Raw genomic sequence first — 15,175 nt, 5'->3', positions numbered from 1 at the left:
GGCAACCTCAGCCGATCGTGGCGGTATGGGTGGGGAAAAGCTCGAGCGGGTCGCTGACGGCCATCGTGTGGTTCACCGTCCAGCGGTAGGCAGGGCTCGCGTGGAGGACCTCGTCAAGCACGAACGACACACCGCCGGCGGTGCCTTTCACATCCGGCAGGCGGGCGTAGAACAGCTGGCGCGTGCCGGTCATGGTCAGTTCCTCGGCCATCTCCTTTGTCGGCGCGATGCCCTGGACGACGACGCAAAGCTCGTGGCCCGGCTGGTCCTTCAGGGGCTCCATGTCGCCCATGACGCCGTTGCGGCCGAAGACGTTGTAGTGCAGTTCCCAGCCGTCCTTGCCGAAGCGTTCCTCGGCCTGCGCTCGGGCCCAGGCGATGACCTCGTCGACATGGGCGATGGTGTATGGGTCGCGGATGCCGGCCATGCCGACATAGCGTTCGCCGACCTTGCCGGAGCCTTCGAGCTTCACCCGGAACTCCTCGGCCGGGACGAACTCCATCCCGGTCACGCGCGTCGTCTTGTCGGCGGCCTGTTCGTAATGGCAGTTCGTCATGTCGAGCATGCCGCCCGCGACGAATTCGTGGAACGGGTTGGAGCGTTCGTACATCGCGTGACCCGCGACAGAGGCGATGGTGCAGCTCTGGAACGGGGCCATCGCCGTGACTTCGACCGCGTCCCTGGTGATCTCACCAAGAACGGTTTCCTTGGCGCCGTAGGGCTCGGCGCAGAAGGACGCGCATTCGAGGACCTTGCCGAGATAGTACGACTGCGGCTCCGGGTAGCCCTTGAAGAGCGCCGCGGCGGCGAAGATTGCGCTGTCCGAGGACCGGCCGCCGATGATGACGTCGCAGCCTTCCTCGAGGAGCTTGACGAAGGGGTGAACCCCGGCCATGGCGACGATGCGGTCGGTCGCGTCCAGCTCGGCCTCCGTCAGGTCCTCGCGCGCGTCGAGCCCCCTGATCGGCGATCCGCCCCTGATCTTGGCACGGACCATGTCCTTCCCGACCTCGGAATAGAACCAGCCGATCTTGAAGGGCGGCAGCTTGTGCTTCGCGGCGATGCGGCGGATCGTGTCGACATACATGTCGACCCGGCTGTTCGTGCCGGTATCCCCTGCCGAGCCGATCATCATCGGCACGCCGATCCGGCGCGCGGCGAGCAGCATCTCTTCGAGGTCATGCTCCTGCCAGGCTTTCGGGCTGGCACAGGTATCGGTGCCAAGCGGCACCGGGCCGATGTCGTCGCTGCCGGAGTCGGCCGCGATGAAATCGGGCCCCGCATCGACGCCGAGGTGGAAACTTCCGGTCTTCAACGGGGCGAAGCCGAGGTGTCCGTTAGGACAGATGATCTTCAGGGACGACATGGGAACCTCGCGCAGAGAGAAATCGTTGCCCTCTTACATGCAATTCCCGTGCCGCAATCTATGATTACCATAACCCGTTGGTAAATATAATAAAAGCCCCCGGAGCCGGTGACACCCAAACGACACCGCGTTGAATTCACGCGGGGTGCGGACGTAATCCACGCAGGTCAGAGACCGAGCTTCATCATCTGGTGGCGGAGGGCATGGCGGCTGATCCGCAGCGCGGCCGCCGCCTGCTGGACGTTCCCCCCCGCCTCGACCATCGCCCGCGCGATGAGCTTCCGCTGGAAGTCGGCGGTGGCTTCGTGGAATCCCGAGATCCCTGCCCCGCCCGCAGGTCCCGCGATAGCCGCGCCGCCGCCGCGCACCGAGCGGATGATCCGGTCGGGAAGATGGCGCGGCAGAATCACGTCGTCATCCTCGAGGATGAAGATCCGCTCCAGCAGGTTTTCAAGTTCGCGCACGTTGCCCGGCCAGCCGTAGCGCAGGAATATGTCCGCCGTCTCATCGGCCAGACCCCGGATCGTCCGCTTGTAGAAGGCATTGTAGCGGTCGATGAAGTGCTGGGAGAGGTTGAGCACATCTTCGCCGCGCTCACGCAGCGTCGGAAGGTTGATCGCGACGACCTGAAGCCTGTAGTAGAGGTCTTCCCGAAACCGACCGTCGTTCACCTCGGACAAGAGCACCTTGTTCGTCGCGGCGATGAAGCGGACATCGACCGATGTCGTCTTCACCGCGCCCACCCGACGGAACTGGCGCGTGTCGAGAAGGCTGAGGAGCTTGGCCTGAAGCGTCAGGTCCATCTCGCGGATCTCGTCGAGGAAAACCGTGCCGTAATTGGCGGCCTCGATCAGACCGAGCTTGCGTTCGACCGCGCCGGTGAAGGCGCCGCGCTCATGGCCGAAAAGCTCGGATTCAAGCAGGCTCGCCGGGATCGCGGCACAGTTGATATCGACGAATTCCTTTTGCGCCCGGCTGGACAGCCGGTGGATCATCCGCGCGACAAGTCCCTTGCCGGTGCCGGTCTCCCCGTAGATCAGAACGCGCTGCGCCGGGCTCGTGGCGACCCGCGCGACGAGGTGTCTGAGGCTTTCCGTGCTCGGGTGGGTCCCGACCAGTTCGTTCTTGTAATCGGCCATGCCCGGTCCCGGTTCAGCACCTCAGAACGGCATCGGATAGGCCTGCCAGTTCCCGGTGCAGGGATTGCCTTCGCTGAATGTCAGCGTGCCGAGCCTACACGAATAAATCGCGGTGGAAAGTGTCTGGCTGGCCTCGCTCTCGCCATGCTGGCAGAGCGGCGCGGCACCGGGCGCGGTGTCCCGGTGCGTCTGCATGAGGCGCGCGGCCACAGTCACGCTCGGAGTCAGGTCGGGCAGGACACGTTCGAGATAGGCGAACCGTTCCCCTGAATTGCCGGCGATCCGGTCGCCCTCGGGAAAGAGGGTGTCGGCGGCGTGACCGGGCAGGACGTAATGGTTGGTGCGAAGCACCCGGCCGCCCCGAGTCACGCCGGGGCCCGACGCCCCGAGTTCCACGGCAGCAGTGTCCCCTGACCGATCCGCGAGGATCAGCGTTCCGCCACCCGCATGCGGCTTGCTCGCGATCAGCGCGAGCGCGTCGGCGACAGTTGCACAGGATGCGAGAATACGAGTCATCAGGAAATAGCGTAGCCAGCCGACACGGTGGGTGCGGACCGCGACCTGCGTATCGGCGAGGGCAAGCCCCCTGGCGTTGACGCCGCTCGAATAGGCGGAAGGGCTGCCGAGGCTGCCGACGCAGAGCATCGCGCCGGTCGTCACATCCGGGCCGGTATGATGCGTGACGCGCTGGATACCCCGATGGAGACCGGAATAGTCGCGGTTCTTCACGACGATCGGGCCCTCGGGTCCGTCCGGCACCGCCCAGGCGCTGCACCCGTCGCTTTCGAGCCGCGCACCCGATTTGAGGTCGTTCAGCGTGCCGAGGTGAAGGTGGGTAAAAAGGTCGTCTTCTGCGAGCCCGAAGCCTTCGGCGATCCCGGCGAGTTCCGCCATCCCGTCCGGGTCGTGGGCCAGGTGAAAATCGCGCTGCCGGCTGAGGTAGTCCAGGGCCGCCGCGTCTATGATGCCGGCGGTACGGGCGGCCTCGACCCGACCGACCGTCGCCTCGCGGACCCGGGCCGGATCGGCACGTGGATCGGTGGCCTGCGCCCTGCCCCGCGCCGTCGCATCGCCGGTGAGGACAAGCGCCTCAGCCGGGAATGGGGAAAAGCCGCTCATGCCTCGGTGCTTTCGAGCAGCGACAGGTGTTCGGCCAACCGGTGGCAGGCGGCCACATGACCCTCGCCGACCGTCTCGATCATTGGCGCCTTGCTGCGGCAGGCGTCGATGGCCAGCGGGCAGCGGGTATGAAACTTGCAGCCCGACGGCGGATTGAGCGGCGATGGCAGATCGCCCTTGAGCCGCACCCGGTTCTTGTGGCCCACCGCGTCGACCTCGGGCACTGCCGACATCAGGCTTTGCGTATAGGGATGCCGGGGGCGCGAGAGGACCGAGTCGACCGGTCCCATCTCGACGATCTCGCCCAGATACATCACCGCCACGCGGTCCGAGAGATAGCCGATCACCGAGATATCGTGCGAGATGAAAAGGTAGGTCAGGCCAAACTCGGACTTCAGTTCTTGCAACAGCTCGATGATCTGCGCCTGGATCGAGACATCGAGGGCCGAGACGGGTTCGTCGCAGACGATGAATTCGGGGTTGGAGATCAGAGCGCGGGCGATGCCGATCCGCTGGCGCTGACCGCCCGAGAACTGATGCGGATAGCGGTCAAGCTGGTTGGCCTTCAGGCCGACCTTCTCGATCATCGCGGCGGTCTTCGCGCGCACCTCGTCCTCGGACGCGGCAAGGTCGTGCAGCTTCAGCGGCAATCCGACAATCTCCGCCACCGTGCGGCGGGGATTGAGCGAGGCATAGGGGTCCTGAAAGATGATCTGCATCCGCCGCCGCATCGCCTTCAGATCGTCGGCCCCGAGCGCCGTCACATCGGTGCCATCGAAGACGATCTTCCCGGACGTCGGTTCGTGGAGCCGCAGGATCGCCCGCCCGAGCGTCGATTTCCCGCAACCGCTTTCCCCGATCAGGCCAAGGATTTCCCCGCGCCGGACCGAGAGGGAGACGTCGTTCACCGCCCGGACGACGGTCTGGGGCACACCGGAAAGCCGTTGCCCAAGGCTGCGGTGGCCGGAATAGTGCTTGGTCAGGCCCGTGACCTGCAAGAGTGGCGCGTCCGTCATTGACTGTCCTTTCCGACACGGACGCAGCGCGCCTGATGGCCCGGCGCCGCTTCCCGCATGGAGATGAGCGACTTGCAGACCTCCTTGCGGACCGTGCAGCGCGAATAGAACCGGCATTGCGGCGGCAGGCCGATCAGGTCGGGCACCTGGCCCTCGATGGGCTTGATCGGCTGGCCGCGCAGCGACAGGCGCGGGATCGAGCCGAGCAGCCCTTTCGTGTAGGGATGCGCCGGATTGCCGATGACGTCGCGGGTCGTCCCCTCCTCGACCACCTGGCCGGCATACATCACCATCACGCGGTCGCAGTGTTCCGCGACGACGCCAAGGTCGTGGGTGATGAGAACCACGCTCATCCCGAGCTTCGAGCGGATGTCGGTGATGAGTTCGAGGACCTGCGCCTGGATCGTCACGTCGAGCGCGGTCGTGGGTTCGTCCGCGATCAGGAGTTTCGGCCGGCAGGCAAGCGCGATGGCGATCATGATCCGCTGCCGCATCCCGCCCGAGAATTCGTGCGGGTACTGCCGCAGGCGGCTCTCTGCGGAGGGGATGCCGACAAGCGACAGCATCTCGACCGAACGCTCCCTGATCGCGCGCTGCCGCGCGCCGCGCGCCGTGGGCAAGGTCTCGTCATGCGCTTCCAGAACCTCGCCGATCTGTTCGCCCACGTTCAGCGCCGGGTTGAGCGCGGTCAGCGCGTCCTGCATGGTCATCGCGATGTCACGCCCCCGCACCGCGCGCATGGCCTGCGGAGAGAGACCGCGCAGGTCGCGCCCGTCGAAGACGATCTCTCCGCCGTCGATCCTGCCCGGCGACCGCACGAGGCCCATGACGGAGGAGAACGTCACGCTCTTGCCGGAACCGCTTTCGCCGACGACGCCGAGACATTCGCCGCGCCTGACCTCGACGTTCACCCCATCGACCGCATAGACCCGGCCGGCGCGGGTGTCGAAGACGGTGCGCAGGTCCTTCACGGAGAGAAGCGGGGCGTTCATTCGTGGAACCTCGGATCGAAGGCATCGCGCAGACCCTGGCTTGCGACGTTGATCGCGAGAACCAGAAGCAGGATCGCGAGGCCGGGGAAGGTGGAAACCCACCAGGCTTCGAGGATGAAGGCGCGGCCATCGGCGACCATCGAGCCCCAGGAGGCCGTCGGCGGCTGCACCCCGAGGCCGAGGAACGACAGCGAGGCCTCGAGGATGATGACATGGGCCATCCGGATCGTCGCGACCACAATGACGGGCGACAGGATGTTGGGCAGGATCTCCCGCATCATGATATGTCCGCGCGACGCACCCAGCGCCCGCGCCGCCTCCACATATTCAAGTTCCCGCGTCACCAGCGTCTCACCGCGCACCACGCGGCAGGGGATCACCCATTCCTTGTAGGCAAGGGCGAGGATGATGTTGACGAGCCCGGGCCCCATCATCGCCATCAGCCCGATGGCGAAGATCAGGTAGGGAAAGCCGAGAAGGATATCGACGAGACGGGAGATGACGATATCGACCCAGCCACGCAGATATCCCGAGGCGAGGCCGGCGAGAATGCCGATGGTGGTCGCGACAAGGATCACCGCCGCGCCGATGAAGATCGAGATCCGCGTGCCGTAGATGATCCGCGACAGGATATCCCGTCCGAGCGCGTCGCAGCCGAGGAAATAGGACCACTCGCCCCCGGCAGCCCATCCCGGCGGTTGAAGCCTGCGGAACAGGTCGGTCTCGTTCGGGTCGTGCGGCGCGATCAGCGGCGCGAAGATCGCCATCACGACGAAGAGGACGACGACGGCGGCGCTTCCGACGGCCAGCCGGTTGCCGAGGAAATTGCGAACGTTCTGGCGGAAGATGGAGTCCGCCCGGACGGGCATGTCGGCAGCGAGCGTCACAGCTTCACCCTCGGGTTCAGGACAGTGTAGAGAATATCGGCCACGAAGTTCAAAAGAACGTAGGTGACGGCATAGAAGAGCACCGCCGCCTGGACGAGCGGGTAGTTCCTGAGAAAGATGCTCTCGACCACGAGCCGACCGAGGCCGGGCCAGCCGAAGACCGTCTCCACGATCATGTTGCCACCCAGAAGGCTGCCGGTCTCGATCGCGGCGACCGAGACGGTCGGGATCAGCGCATTCTTCAAGGCGTGGCGGAAAATGACCCGGCGCCGCGACAGCCCCTTCGCTTCGGCGAAGGTGACATAGTCCTGACGCATGACTTCCAGCATCGAGGTTCGCGTCACCCGCATCAGGATCGCCGTCATCGGCAGACCGAGCGTGATCGCCGGAAGGATGATGTGCGAGAGCGCGTCGAGGAAGGCGTCGAACCGGCCGCGCAGCAGGGTGTCGATCAAAAGAAGATGCGTGATCGGTTCGATTTCCGCCGAATAACCGATCCGGCCGGAGACCGGCAGGATGTGGAGGTGCACGGCGAAGAGCATCAGCAGCAGGATGCCGAACCAGAAACCGGGTAGCGACACACCCAGAAGCGAGCCGACCGTGGCGATCCTGTCGAAGATGGAGTTCTTGCGGATCGCCGCCAGAACCCCAAGCGGTATCGAGGTGAGCAGCGCCACGATCAGCGCGACGAGGCTCAACTCGATCGTCGCGGGCAGGCGTTCGGCGATGACTTCGAGGACCGGGCGCCTGTGATAGAAACTTGTTCCGAAATCGCCCGTTGCGGCATTGCCGAGGAAGACGAAGAAGCGTTCGACGATTGGCCGGTCCAGCCCGAGGTCGCGGCGCATCGCCGCTTCCTGTTCCGGCGTGACCGCCTGATCGCCGATCATGATCTGCACCGGGTCACCCGGCGTCAGCGTCATCATCACGAAGACGATGAGGCTGACGCCGAGTAGGACCGGCACAAGCTGGATCAGCCGTTCGATCAGCTTGCCAAGGCTCATGTCCGGTCCTCCCGATCAGGTCCGCTTCACTCGACGCAGGCGTCGTGCAGGTTGATGCGGCTGTCGGCACTGGGTTTCCAGCCCTTCAGACGCTTCGAGACACCATAGATGTCCTGCGGCACCCAGAGGTAGATGTAGGGCAGTTCCGCGTTCACGATGGTCTCGGCCTGATGGTACATGTCGGCCCGCTTCGCGGTATCGAGTTCGACCGCCGCCTCGTCCAGAAGCTTGTCCACCTCGGGATTCGAGTAGCCGGCGGAGTTGCCGCGGTCGTTGGTCTTGTGGGTCGGCGTGAAGATGTCATAGGGGTCGAGCGAGCCGTTGCCCCAGCTGGTGAAGTACATGTCGCCGGATTTTGGCGCCCCCTTTGTCCGCCACTTGTCGGAAAGCTGCGCGCCCTCGCCGACCTGAACGGTGGTCTTGATACCGCCCTTGGTCAGGAGCGAGGCGATGGCTTCGGCCGTGTCCTTGAACGCGCCCTCGGTATCCATCGTCACCTCGATCCCGTCGGGGAAGCCGGCCTCGGCCAGAAGCTTCTTCGACAGTTCCGGGTCGTAATCGTAGCGTGTCAGGTCGGGCGATGCCGCGAAGGCGTCGGGCGACAGGATGCCCTCGATCCGCGCCGCGTTGCCGCCGAGGATCTTGTCGATGATCAGGTCCTTGTCCACGGCATGGGCGGCGGCCTCGCGGACCTTCGGGTCGTCGAAATACTCGCCCTGCATGTTCATCGCAATGAAAAAGCTGCGGGTGCCGTTCACCGTCATCACGTCGGTGCCCTCGTTGTTCTTGACCTGATCGACCGAGAAGGGCGGCAATTCGTTGATGATGTCGACGTCGCCGGCCAGAAGGGCGGCAACGCGGCTGGCGCTTTCCGGAATGATCTTGAAGATCACGCGGTCGACGCAGGCTTTTCCCACGGGCGGGATGTCGGCCGCGCCGCCATAGTAATCGTCGAAGCGTTCCATGATGATCGCGTCACCCTTGCGCCATTCGACCAGCTTGAAGGGACCGGCTCCGTTTTCCATCGTCGCCAGACCGGCGGAGCCGACCTTCTCGACGAAGGCTTTCGAGACGACTTCCTGGAAGGGGAGCATCGCAGGCAGGATCGGCCACGGCTCCTTCAGGGTGATGCGGACGGTATCCCCATCGACGACCTCGGCAGAGGCGACGGGCCCCATGAGGCTCTGACGCGGGCTCGTCTGGCCGTCGCCCATGGCACCTTCCTGGGTGATGCGGTCGATGGTGAACTTAACGTCTTCGGCGGTCAGGTCGCTGCCGTCATGGAACTTGATGCCGGAGCGGATCTTGAAGTCATAGACGGTCGGCGAGACTTGCGTCATCGACTCGGCGATCTCGGGCACCACCTTCATGTTGGAATCCCGGGTGAGGATACCGTCATACATGTTACGGATGATGGTTTCGGTCTCGCGCTTGCGGTGGTTCGCCGGATCAAGCGTATCGGCGTCGAGCGTGAAACCGACGGTCAGATCCGCCGCCGGGACGACGGGCGCGGTCACGAGGAAGACTGCTGTTGACGCCAGGAGGGCGCGGGTGATGGATGTCATTTTCGTTCTCCCTGTTTTCGTTCGTCGGCGGACAGGCGCCGCGGCTATCCGCTTGGCGGACACAATCTTACATGCAAATCCTGTGCCGCACTCGATCTGTATGCTGAAAGCGCTTAAACGGGCGTTTTTCCAATGCCTTGACCGAAACCATTCCCCAAGTCCCCAACCGCCGCATTCCGGCGCGCGTGTGTTCCACGCGATGCGGGCGCATTCCGCGCAACGCCTTCGATCATGAAAACCGACCGCCTAGCCTCGACGCGGATGATTGGCCCGCCCTCGCTTGGCGGCCCCAGCTATACGAAGCTCATCCCGGTACTTTGCAACCGTCCGCCGCGCGATCCGGATGCCCGCCTCCGACAATCGGGCCGCGATATCCCGATCAGTCAGCGGGCGTGCCGGATCTTCGGCTTCTATCATGTCGCCGATACGCGCCCGCACCGCGACAGTGGACACCGGCCCGCCTTCTGTGGACAGCGCGCCGCTGAATAGATCACGCAGTCCCATCGGGCCGCGGGGCGTGTCTATCCTGAGGCCGGCCGTCACCCGGCTGACCGTGCTTTCGTGCATGCCGACCACATCGGCGACATCGCGCAGCGCGAGCGGCCGGAGGGCGGCCGGCCCGTCCCTCAGAAAGTCGGACTGCCTGCGGATGATCTCCGCCGCGATCTGCAAGGTCGAGATGTTCCGCCGCTCGACGGCCCGCGCTACCGCCTTCGCGGCGTCAAGCATGCCAAGGTTGGACCCGTCCAGACCTTTCACGTCCCTGACGGTGAGCGTCGGCAGGGTGGAGCGGTTGAGTTCCACATCGAGGCCGTCTTCGCCCACGGATACGACGAGATCCGGGGGGGCTGATCGGGGTGTTTCGACGCCAAGGGCAAGGCCGGGCTTCGGGTTGAACCCCCGGATGGTCGCGAAATGGTCGGAAATCTCCCCGCGGCCGCACCCGCACAGCTTGGCGAGAGCGTCGAATTCGCCCCGCGCGAGCATGGGGAGGTTGTCGAGCAGGCAGGACAGCTGGTCGGACAGAACCCCCGCATCCTCGGCCTGAAGCCGCAGGCATTCAGCCAGCGACCGTGCGAACAGCCCCGGCGGATCGATCCGCTGGATCTTCGCAAGCACCGTTTCCGCCTCGGTCCGATCGCAACCGGCGTCACGCGCGATGTCTTCGACAGACCGGCCGAGCCAGCCGGTCGGTTCCAGCGCCGCGACGAACTGGTCCCCGATGGCACGCTCGTGCTCGGACCTCAGAACCAGCCCGATTTCCCGTTTCGCGTGCTCGTGAATGCTGGCCGGCGGGCCGGCGATCTGGTCGACGGGGAACGCCTCCGCCGCGCTGCCCGTCGGCGCGCATCCACGCGCGGAAGCGCGGGCCGGAGGATTGCGGTCGGCTTGCAGCGAGAGATGGGGGTTCACGGCTTCCTGAAAGGCGAGGAAGGCCGCGAGTTCGCGGTTGCTGAACTTGAGGAGGTTGATCGCCTGACCAAGCGACCGCGTGATCCGCAAGGCGCCGCTTTGCTGAAGAGCCGATGTGGGTGAGTTGGCCAAGTTATTGAAACGCCTGACGTCAGATGGCTCGGGACGCTCCCAGGATACACTCCCGGCGGCGACATGCCAGCCTTTCGCGGGCGCGCCTCCCGGTATTGGGGCACCGCGGCCCATCGTGAGCGTCGCGGTTTTGACCATTCAGAAGAAAATTCGGTTGCCCCGATTGCGGCGCGCGCATAGCCTGTCAAAAAACTGTTACAAAAAATTTACAATGGGAGGAGCCAATGCGGCACATAGTCGTCGGAGTATCCATGTTCGCGCTTTCGGCCGGTATGGCCGAGGCGGCCGGCAAGCTTAGTCTTTACTGTGCGGCCCAGGAGGAGTGGTGCCAGGTCATGGCCCGCGGCTTCGAGGATGCCACCGGGATCGATGTCGACATGACCCGGAAATCCTCCGGTGAGACTTTCGCGCAGGTGAAGGCCGAGGCCTCGAACCCCAAGGGCGACGTCTGGTGGGGCGGAACCGGTGATCCGCACCTCCAGGCGGCCGAAGAGGGGCTGACGGAGCCTTACGAAAGCCCGATGCGCGCCGAACTTCAACCCTGGGCCATCGCCCAGGCCGAAAGCGCCGGCAATCGCACGATCGGGATCTATTCTGGCGCGCTCGGCTTCGGCTACAACTCCGACCTTCTGAAGGCGAATGGCCTCGATGCACCGGCTTGCTGGGAAGACCTGACCAAGCCCGAATACAAAGGGCAGGTCCAAATGGCGAACCCGAATTCGTCGGGCACCGCCTATACGACTTTGGCCACGATGGTGCAGCTCTTTGGCGAGGATGGCGGCTTCGACTACATGAAGCGGCTTCATGCCAACATCAACCAGTACACCAAGTCCGGCTCCGCTCCGATCAAGGCTGCGGGACAGGGCGAAACCACGATCGGCATCGTCTTCATGCATGACGCCGTCGCGCAGACGGTGGCCGGGTTCCCGATCGTCACCGTCGCCCCGTGCGAGGGCACCGGATACGAGATCGGGTCAATGTCGATCATCGCCGGCGCGCGCAACATGGACGAGGCCAAGCAGTTCTACGACTGGGCGCTGACTGCGGATGCGCAGAACCTCGCGCTGCAGGTCAATGCCTTCCAGGTGCCGTCGAACAAGAACGCCCAGACCTCGGACAAGGCACCCGACCTCGCCTCGATCAAGCTGATCGACTACGACTTCAAGACCTACGGGTCGAGCGACGAGCGCAAGCGGCTTCTGGCCAAGTGGGATAGCGACGTCTCCACCCTGCCCCAATAAGTCTTTGCGGGATATCACGTCTGAAAAGACCACCCACCCGGTCCTGATCTTCTGGATCATCGCCGGGTGGGTCGGGTTCTCCCTGCTCCCCTGGTACGGGGTGGAGGATTTCTGGCAATTCGAGTGGCTCGTGGACGGCTGGCCGGTCGATACCGACTATGCGCCCGCGGCCTTCCTTCTGGCGCAGGGCGAAAAACTCTGGCTCCTGCCGCTCGTGCCCGCGCTGATCGCACCGGTCCTGATCCTGCGGCGGCGCAAGACCGATCCCGTCTTCGCGAAGGTTCTCCTGGCCGCCGGCGGATTCGGCTTTGCCTGGCTCACGGCTCAAGGGCTCGGCATCGGCATCCGCGGCTGGAGCGCGGGCTGGCTCGAGGCCCTGTTCGGCCCGCTCGGCGACCGGCAATACGGGATGGGCTATGGCGCGCTGATCGTCGCCTCGGCCTTTCTGTTTCTCTTCACGCAAGGCATCGCCGCGCGCGGCGCGATCAACGGCGATGTGTTCGTAACGGGGGCTATCGGCGGGGTGATCGCGGTCGTCACGATCTTCGTCTTCTTTCCCATCGCGAAACTGATGGTGGCGGCGTTCATCACGGAAGAGGGCAGCTATTCCATCCTCACCTTCCTCGGGAAGTTCTTCGACGACCGGATCTGGGGTTTGGGCTGCCTGACGGGTGCGCGCTGCGGGGTGGCGTGGAACTCTCTGTTCCTCGCCGTGCTCGTCGGCCTCCTCACGACGCTTCTCGGCCTCGTCTTCGCGCTGGTCCTCACCCGCTCGGGCTTCCGCTTCAAGCGCGGGCTCAGGGCGCTCACGGTGCTGCCGATCATCACCCCCCCCTTCGTGATCGGCCTTGCCATCATCCTGCTCTTCGGTCTTTCGGGCGCGGTGACGACATGGGTCGCCGACCTGATCGGGGTCCGCCCTACCCGCTGGGTCTATGGCCTGCCGGGCATCCTGATCGCGCAGGTTCTCGCCTTCACGCCGATCGCCTTTCTGGTGCTGATCGGGGTCGTAGAAGGCGTCTCGCCCTCGATGGAGGAGGCCGCGCAGACGCTCCGGGCCGACCGCTGGCAGACCTTCCGCACCGTCTCGCTGCCGCTGATGCGGCCGGGGCTCGCGAATGCCTTCCTGCTCGGCTTCATCGAGAGCATGGCGGATTTCGGCAATCCGCTGGTGCTCGGCGGCAATTACGATGTCCTCTCGACCGAGATCTTCTTCGCCATCGTCGGCGCGCAATACGATCAGGGGCGGGCGGCGGTGCTGGCCATCGTCCTTCTCGGCTTCACGCTCGCCGCCTTCTACATCCAGCGCTTCTGGCTCGGCCGGAAAAGCTACACCACGGTCACCGGCAAGGGGGATGCCGGCGTCCACCCCGAAATGCCCAAAGGGCTGGCCATTCCCGTCTATGCGATTGCCGCGCTCTGGGCGGCCTTTACGGTCGTGATCTACGGGATGATCCTCTACGGCTCGGTCGTGCAGCTTTGGGGCGTCGACAATACGCTGACCTTCAAGCACTACCTCACCGCCTTCTCGATCCGCCTCGACGACGGCGGCATCCGCTGGACCGGCTCGGCCTGGGACAGCTTCTGGACGACGATGCTGATCTCGACCGTCGCCGCCCCGCTGACGGCGGCGGTCGGTCTCATCACCGCCTACCTGCTGACACGTCAGGACTTCGCCGGAAAACGCAGCTTCGAATTCGGAACGATGCTGAGTTTCGCGATCCCCGGCACCGTCATCGGCGTGAGCTACATCCTCGCCTTCAACGTGCCGCCGATCGAGATCACAGGGACGGGCCTGATCCTCGTCATCAGCTTCATCTTCCGCAACATGCCCGTCGGTGTCCGCGCCGGCATCGCCTCGATGAGCCAGCTCGACCGCTCGCTCGATGAAAGCTCCCTGACCCTCGGCGCCAACAGCTGGCAGACATTCCGCCGGGTGATCCTGCCGCTTCTGCGCCCCGCGATCCTCGCGGCGCTCGTCTATTCCTTCGTCCGCGCGATGACGGCGATCTCGGCGGTGATCTTTCTCGTTTCCGCCCGCTACGACATGGCGACGAGCTACATCATCGGCCGGGTCGAGAACAACGATTACGGTCTGGCCATCGCCTATTCGACCGCGCTCATCTTCGTGATGCTCGCGGCGGTCGGATTGCTCCAGCTCCTCGTCGGCCGCACGAAGATCGGGCGCAGGCTCGCCCACGAACAGGGAGGGGGATGATGGCCAATACAAGCTCCAAGGCCGCCTCGGTCGTTTTCGAGAACGTAACGAAGGTCTATGGCAAGGACGTGGTGGCGGTGGACGATGTCAGCCTGACGATCCCGACCGGCCGTCTCGTAACGCTTCTCGGCCCCTCGGGCTGCGGCAAGACGACGACGCTCAGGATGATCGCGGGCCTCGAGATGGCGACGAGGGGCAGGATCCTCATCGGCGACAAGGATGTGACCACCCTGCCCGCGACCGACCGCGACGTGTCGATGGTGTTCCAGTCCTACGCGCTCTTCCCACATATGACCGTGATGGAAAATGTCAGCTACGGGCTGAAGTTCTCCGGCTTCTCCAAGACGGAAACGGCGGAGCGCGCCGCGGCCGGCCTGTCGCTGGTGGGGCTCGACGGTTATGGCGGCCGGCTGCCGTCCGAACTTTCGGGCGGCCAGCAGCAGCGCGTCGCGGTCGCGCGGGCGCTGGTGCTCGAACCGCAGGTACTTCTCTTCGACGAGCCGCTCTCGAACCTCGACGCCAAGCTTCGCCGTCATGTCCGCGAGGAGATCCGCGAGATCCAGCAGAACCTCGGCCTCACGGTGGTCTATGTCACCCATGACCAGGAAGAGGCACTCGCCGTCTCGGACGAGATCGTGGTGATGCGGAACGCCGCCATCGCCCAGATCGGGCCGCCGCGCGCACTCTACGACGCGCCGGCGGACACGTTCGTCGCGGATTTCATCGGCGAGGCGAATCTTGTCGCCTGCGAGATCGTGTCTGTCGAGGGCGACAGTGCCGAGATCGCCGTCGGCGCCATGCGTCACCGCCTGCCGTCGCGCGGGCTTCGGCCCGGCAAGGCGACGCTGGCGATCCGGCCCTCGCGTGTGCGGATCGTGCCGGGCGCCGGTCTTCCCGCCACGGTGGAGAAGGTCACTTATGTCGGCGCGCGCATGGAATATTCGCTGGCCGGCGATTTCGGCCGCATTTTCGCGGTCAGCGACAATATAGATAACCCCTATACCGCCGGCGACACGGTCGCCATCGGCCTTTCGGAATCCGGCCCGGTTCTGGTCGCCGATGTCTGAGCTGTCCGAAATCCGC

Annotated in this window: 12 protein-coding genes; 3 read left to right on the top strand and 9 right to left on the bottom strand. The window is 64.9% G+C overall.

From position 1 onward, the window contains the following. Nucleotides 1-7 precede the first annotated feature (7 nt). The 9 genes from V5734_RS10140 to rpoN all read right to left on the bottom strand — a co-directional run bounded on the left by V5734_RS10140 (nucleotide 8) and on the right by rpoN (nucleotide 10,633). Nucleotides 8-1,366, bottom strand: coding sequence for an acyclic terpene utilization AtuA family protein (locus tag V5734_RS10140; RefSeq protein ID WP_347313378.1), 1,359 nt, complete (start codon nucleotides 1,364-1,366; stop codon nucleotides 8-10). Nucleotides 1,367-1,533: 167 nt separating this feature from the next. Further along, nucleotides 1,534-2,505: a sigma-54 interaction domain-containing protein gene (locus tag V5734_RS10135; protein WP_347313377.1), complete on the bottom strand. Its 972-nt coding sequence runs from the start codon at nucleotides 2,503-2,505 to the stop codon at nucleotides 1,534-1,536. Between the two features lie 21 nt (nucleotides 2,506-2,526). Further along, nucleotides 2,527-3,624, bottom strand: a complete 1,098-nt coding sequence (locus tag V5734_RS10130; RefSeq protein ID WP_347313376.1) for a C45 family peptidase — start codon at nucleotides 3,622-3,624, stop codon at nucleotides 2,527-2,529. Further along, entirely contained in the window at nucleotides 3,621-4,640 is a 1,020-nt protein-coding gene (locus V5734_RS10125) for an ABC transporter ATP-binding protein (protein ID WP_347313375.1), read from the bottom strand. The genes V5734_RS10130 and V5734_RS10125 overlap by 4 nt, the downstream gene beginning before the upstream one ends. Then, nucleotides 4,637-5,632, bottom strand: coding sequence for an ABC transporter ATP-binding protein (locus tag V5734_RS10120; RefSeq protein ID WP_347313374.1), 996 nt, complete (start codon nucleotides 5,630-5,632; stop codon nucleotides 4,637-4,639). The genes V5734_RS10125 and V5734_RS10120 overlap by 4 nt, the downstream gene beginning before the upstream one ends. Continuing rightward, nucleotides 5,629-6,519 (bottom strand): ABC transporter permease, encoded by an 891-nt coding sequence (locus V5734_RS10115; protein ID WP_347313373.1) that lies wholly within the window; start codon nucleotides 6,517-6,519, stop codon nucleotides 5,629-5,631. Before V5734_RS10115 ends, V5734_RS10120 begins: the two co-directional genes overlap by 4 nt. After that, the gene (locus V5734_RS10110) at nucleotides 6,516-7,523 is read right to left on the bottom strand and encodes an ABC transporter permease (protein WP_347313372.1); all 1,008 of its coding nucleotides are present in this window, start codon (nucleotides 7,521-7,523) and stop codon (nucleotides 6,516-6,518) included. Before V5734_RS10110 ends, V5734_RS10115 begins: the two co-directional genes overlap by 4 nt. 26 nt (nucleotides 7,524-7,549) lie before the next feature. Further along, entirely contained in the window at nucleotides 7,550-9,088 is a 1,539-nt protein-coding gene (locus V5734_RS10105; protein ID WP_347313371.1) for an ABC transporter substrate-binding protein, read from the bottom strand. Nucleotides 9,089-9,334: 246 nt separating this feature from the next. Beyond that, nucleotides 9,335-10,633 (bottom strand): RNA polymerase factor sigma-54, encoded by a 1,299-nt coding sequence (gene rpoN / locus V5734_RS10100; protein ID WP_347313370.1) that lies wholly within the window; start codon nucleotides 10,631-10,633, stop codon nucleotides 9,335-9,337. 251 nt (nucleotides 10,634-10,884) lie between these two features. Between rpoN and V5734_RS10095 the strand changes: the two genes are divergently transcribed. From V5734_RS10095 to V5734_RS10085, 3 genes are read left to right on the top strand one after another with little or no spacing between them, the layout of a single operon-like run. After that, on the top strand, nucleotides 10,885-11,874 hold the full coding sequence (locus tag V5734_RS10095) for an ABC transporter substrate-binding protein (protein ID WP_432759678.1): 990 nt from the start codon (nucleotides 10,885-10,887) through the stop codon (nucleotides 11,872-11,874). 4 nt (nucleotides 11,875-11,878) lie between these two features. Then, nucleotides 11,879-14,092 (top strand): ABC transporter permease, encoded by a 2,214-nt coding sequence (locus V5734_RS10090; protein WP_347313368.1) that lies wholly within the window; start codon nucleotides 11,879-11,881, stop codon nucleotides 14,090-14,092. Beyond that, complete coding sequence (locus V5734_RS10085) at nucleotides 14,092-15,159, top strand: ABC transporter ATP-binding protein (protein ID WP_347313367.1); 1,068 nt, start codon at nucleotides 14,092-14,094, stop codon at nucleotides 15,157-15,159. Before V5734_RS10090 ends, V5734_RS10085 begins: the two co-directional genes overlap by 1 nt. The last annotated feature ends 16 nt before the right edge of the window (nucleotides 15,160-15,175 follow it).

The sequence above is a fragment of the Defluviimonas sp. SAOS-178_SWC genome (assembly GCF_039830135.1).
Taxonomy (GTDB): Bacteria; Pseudomonadota; Alphaproteobacteria; order Rhodobacterales; family Rhodobacteraceae; genus Albidovulum.
Note: the sequence above shows the minus strand (reverse complement) of the source record. Positions and strands in the feature narration are given on the sequence as shown.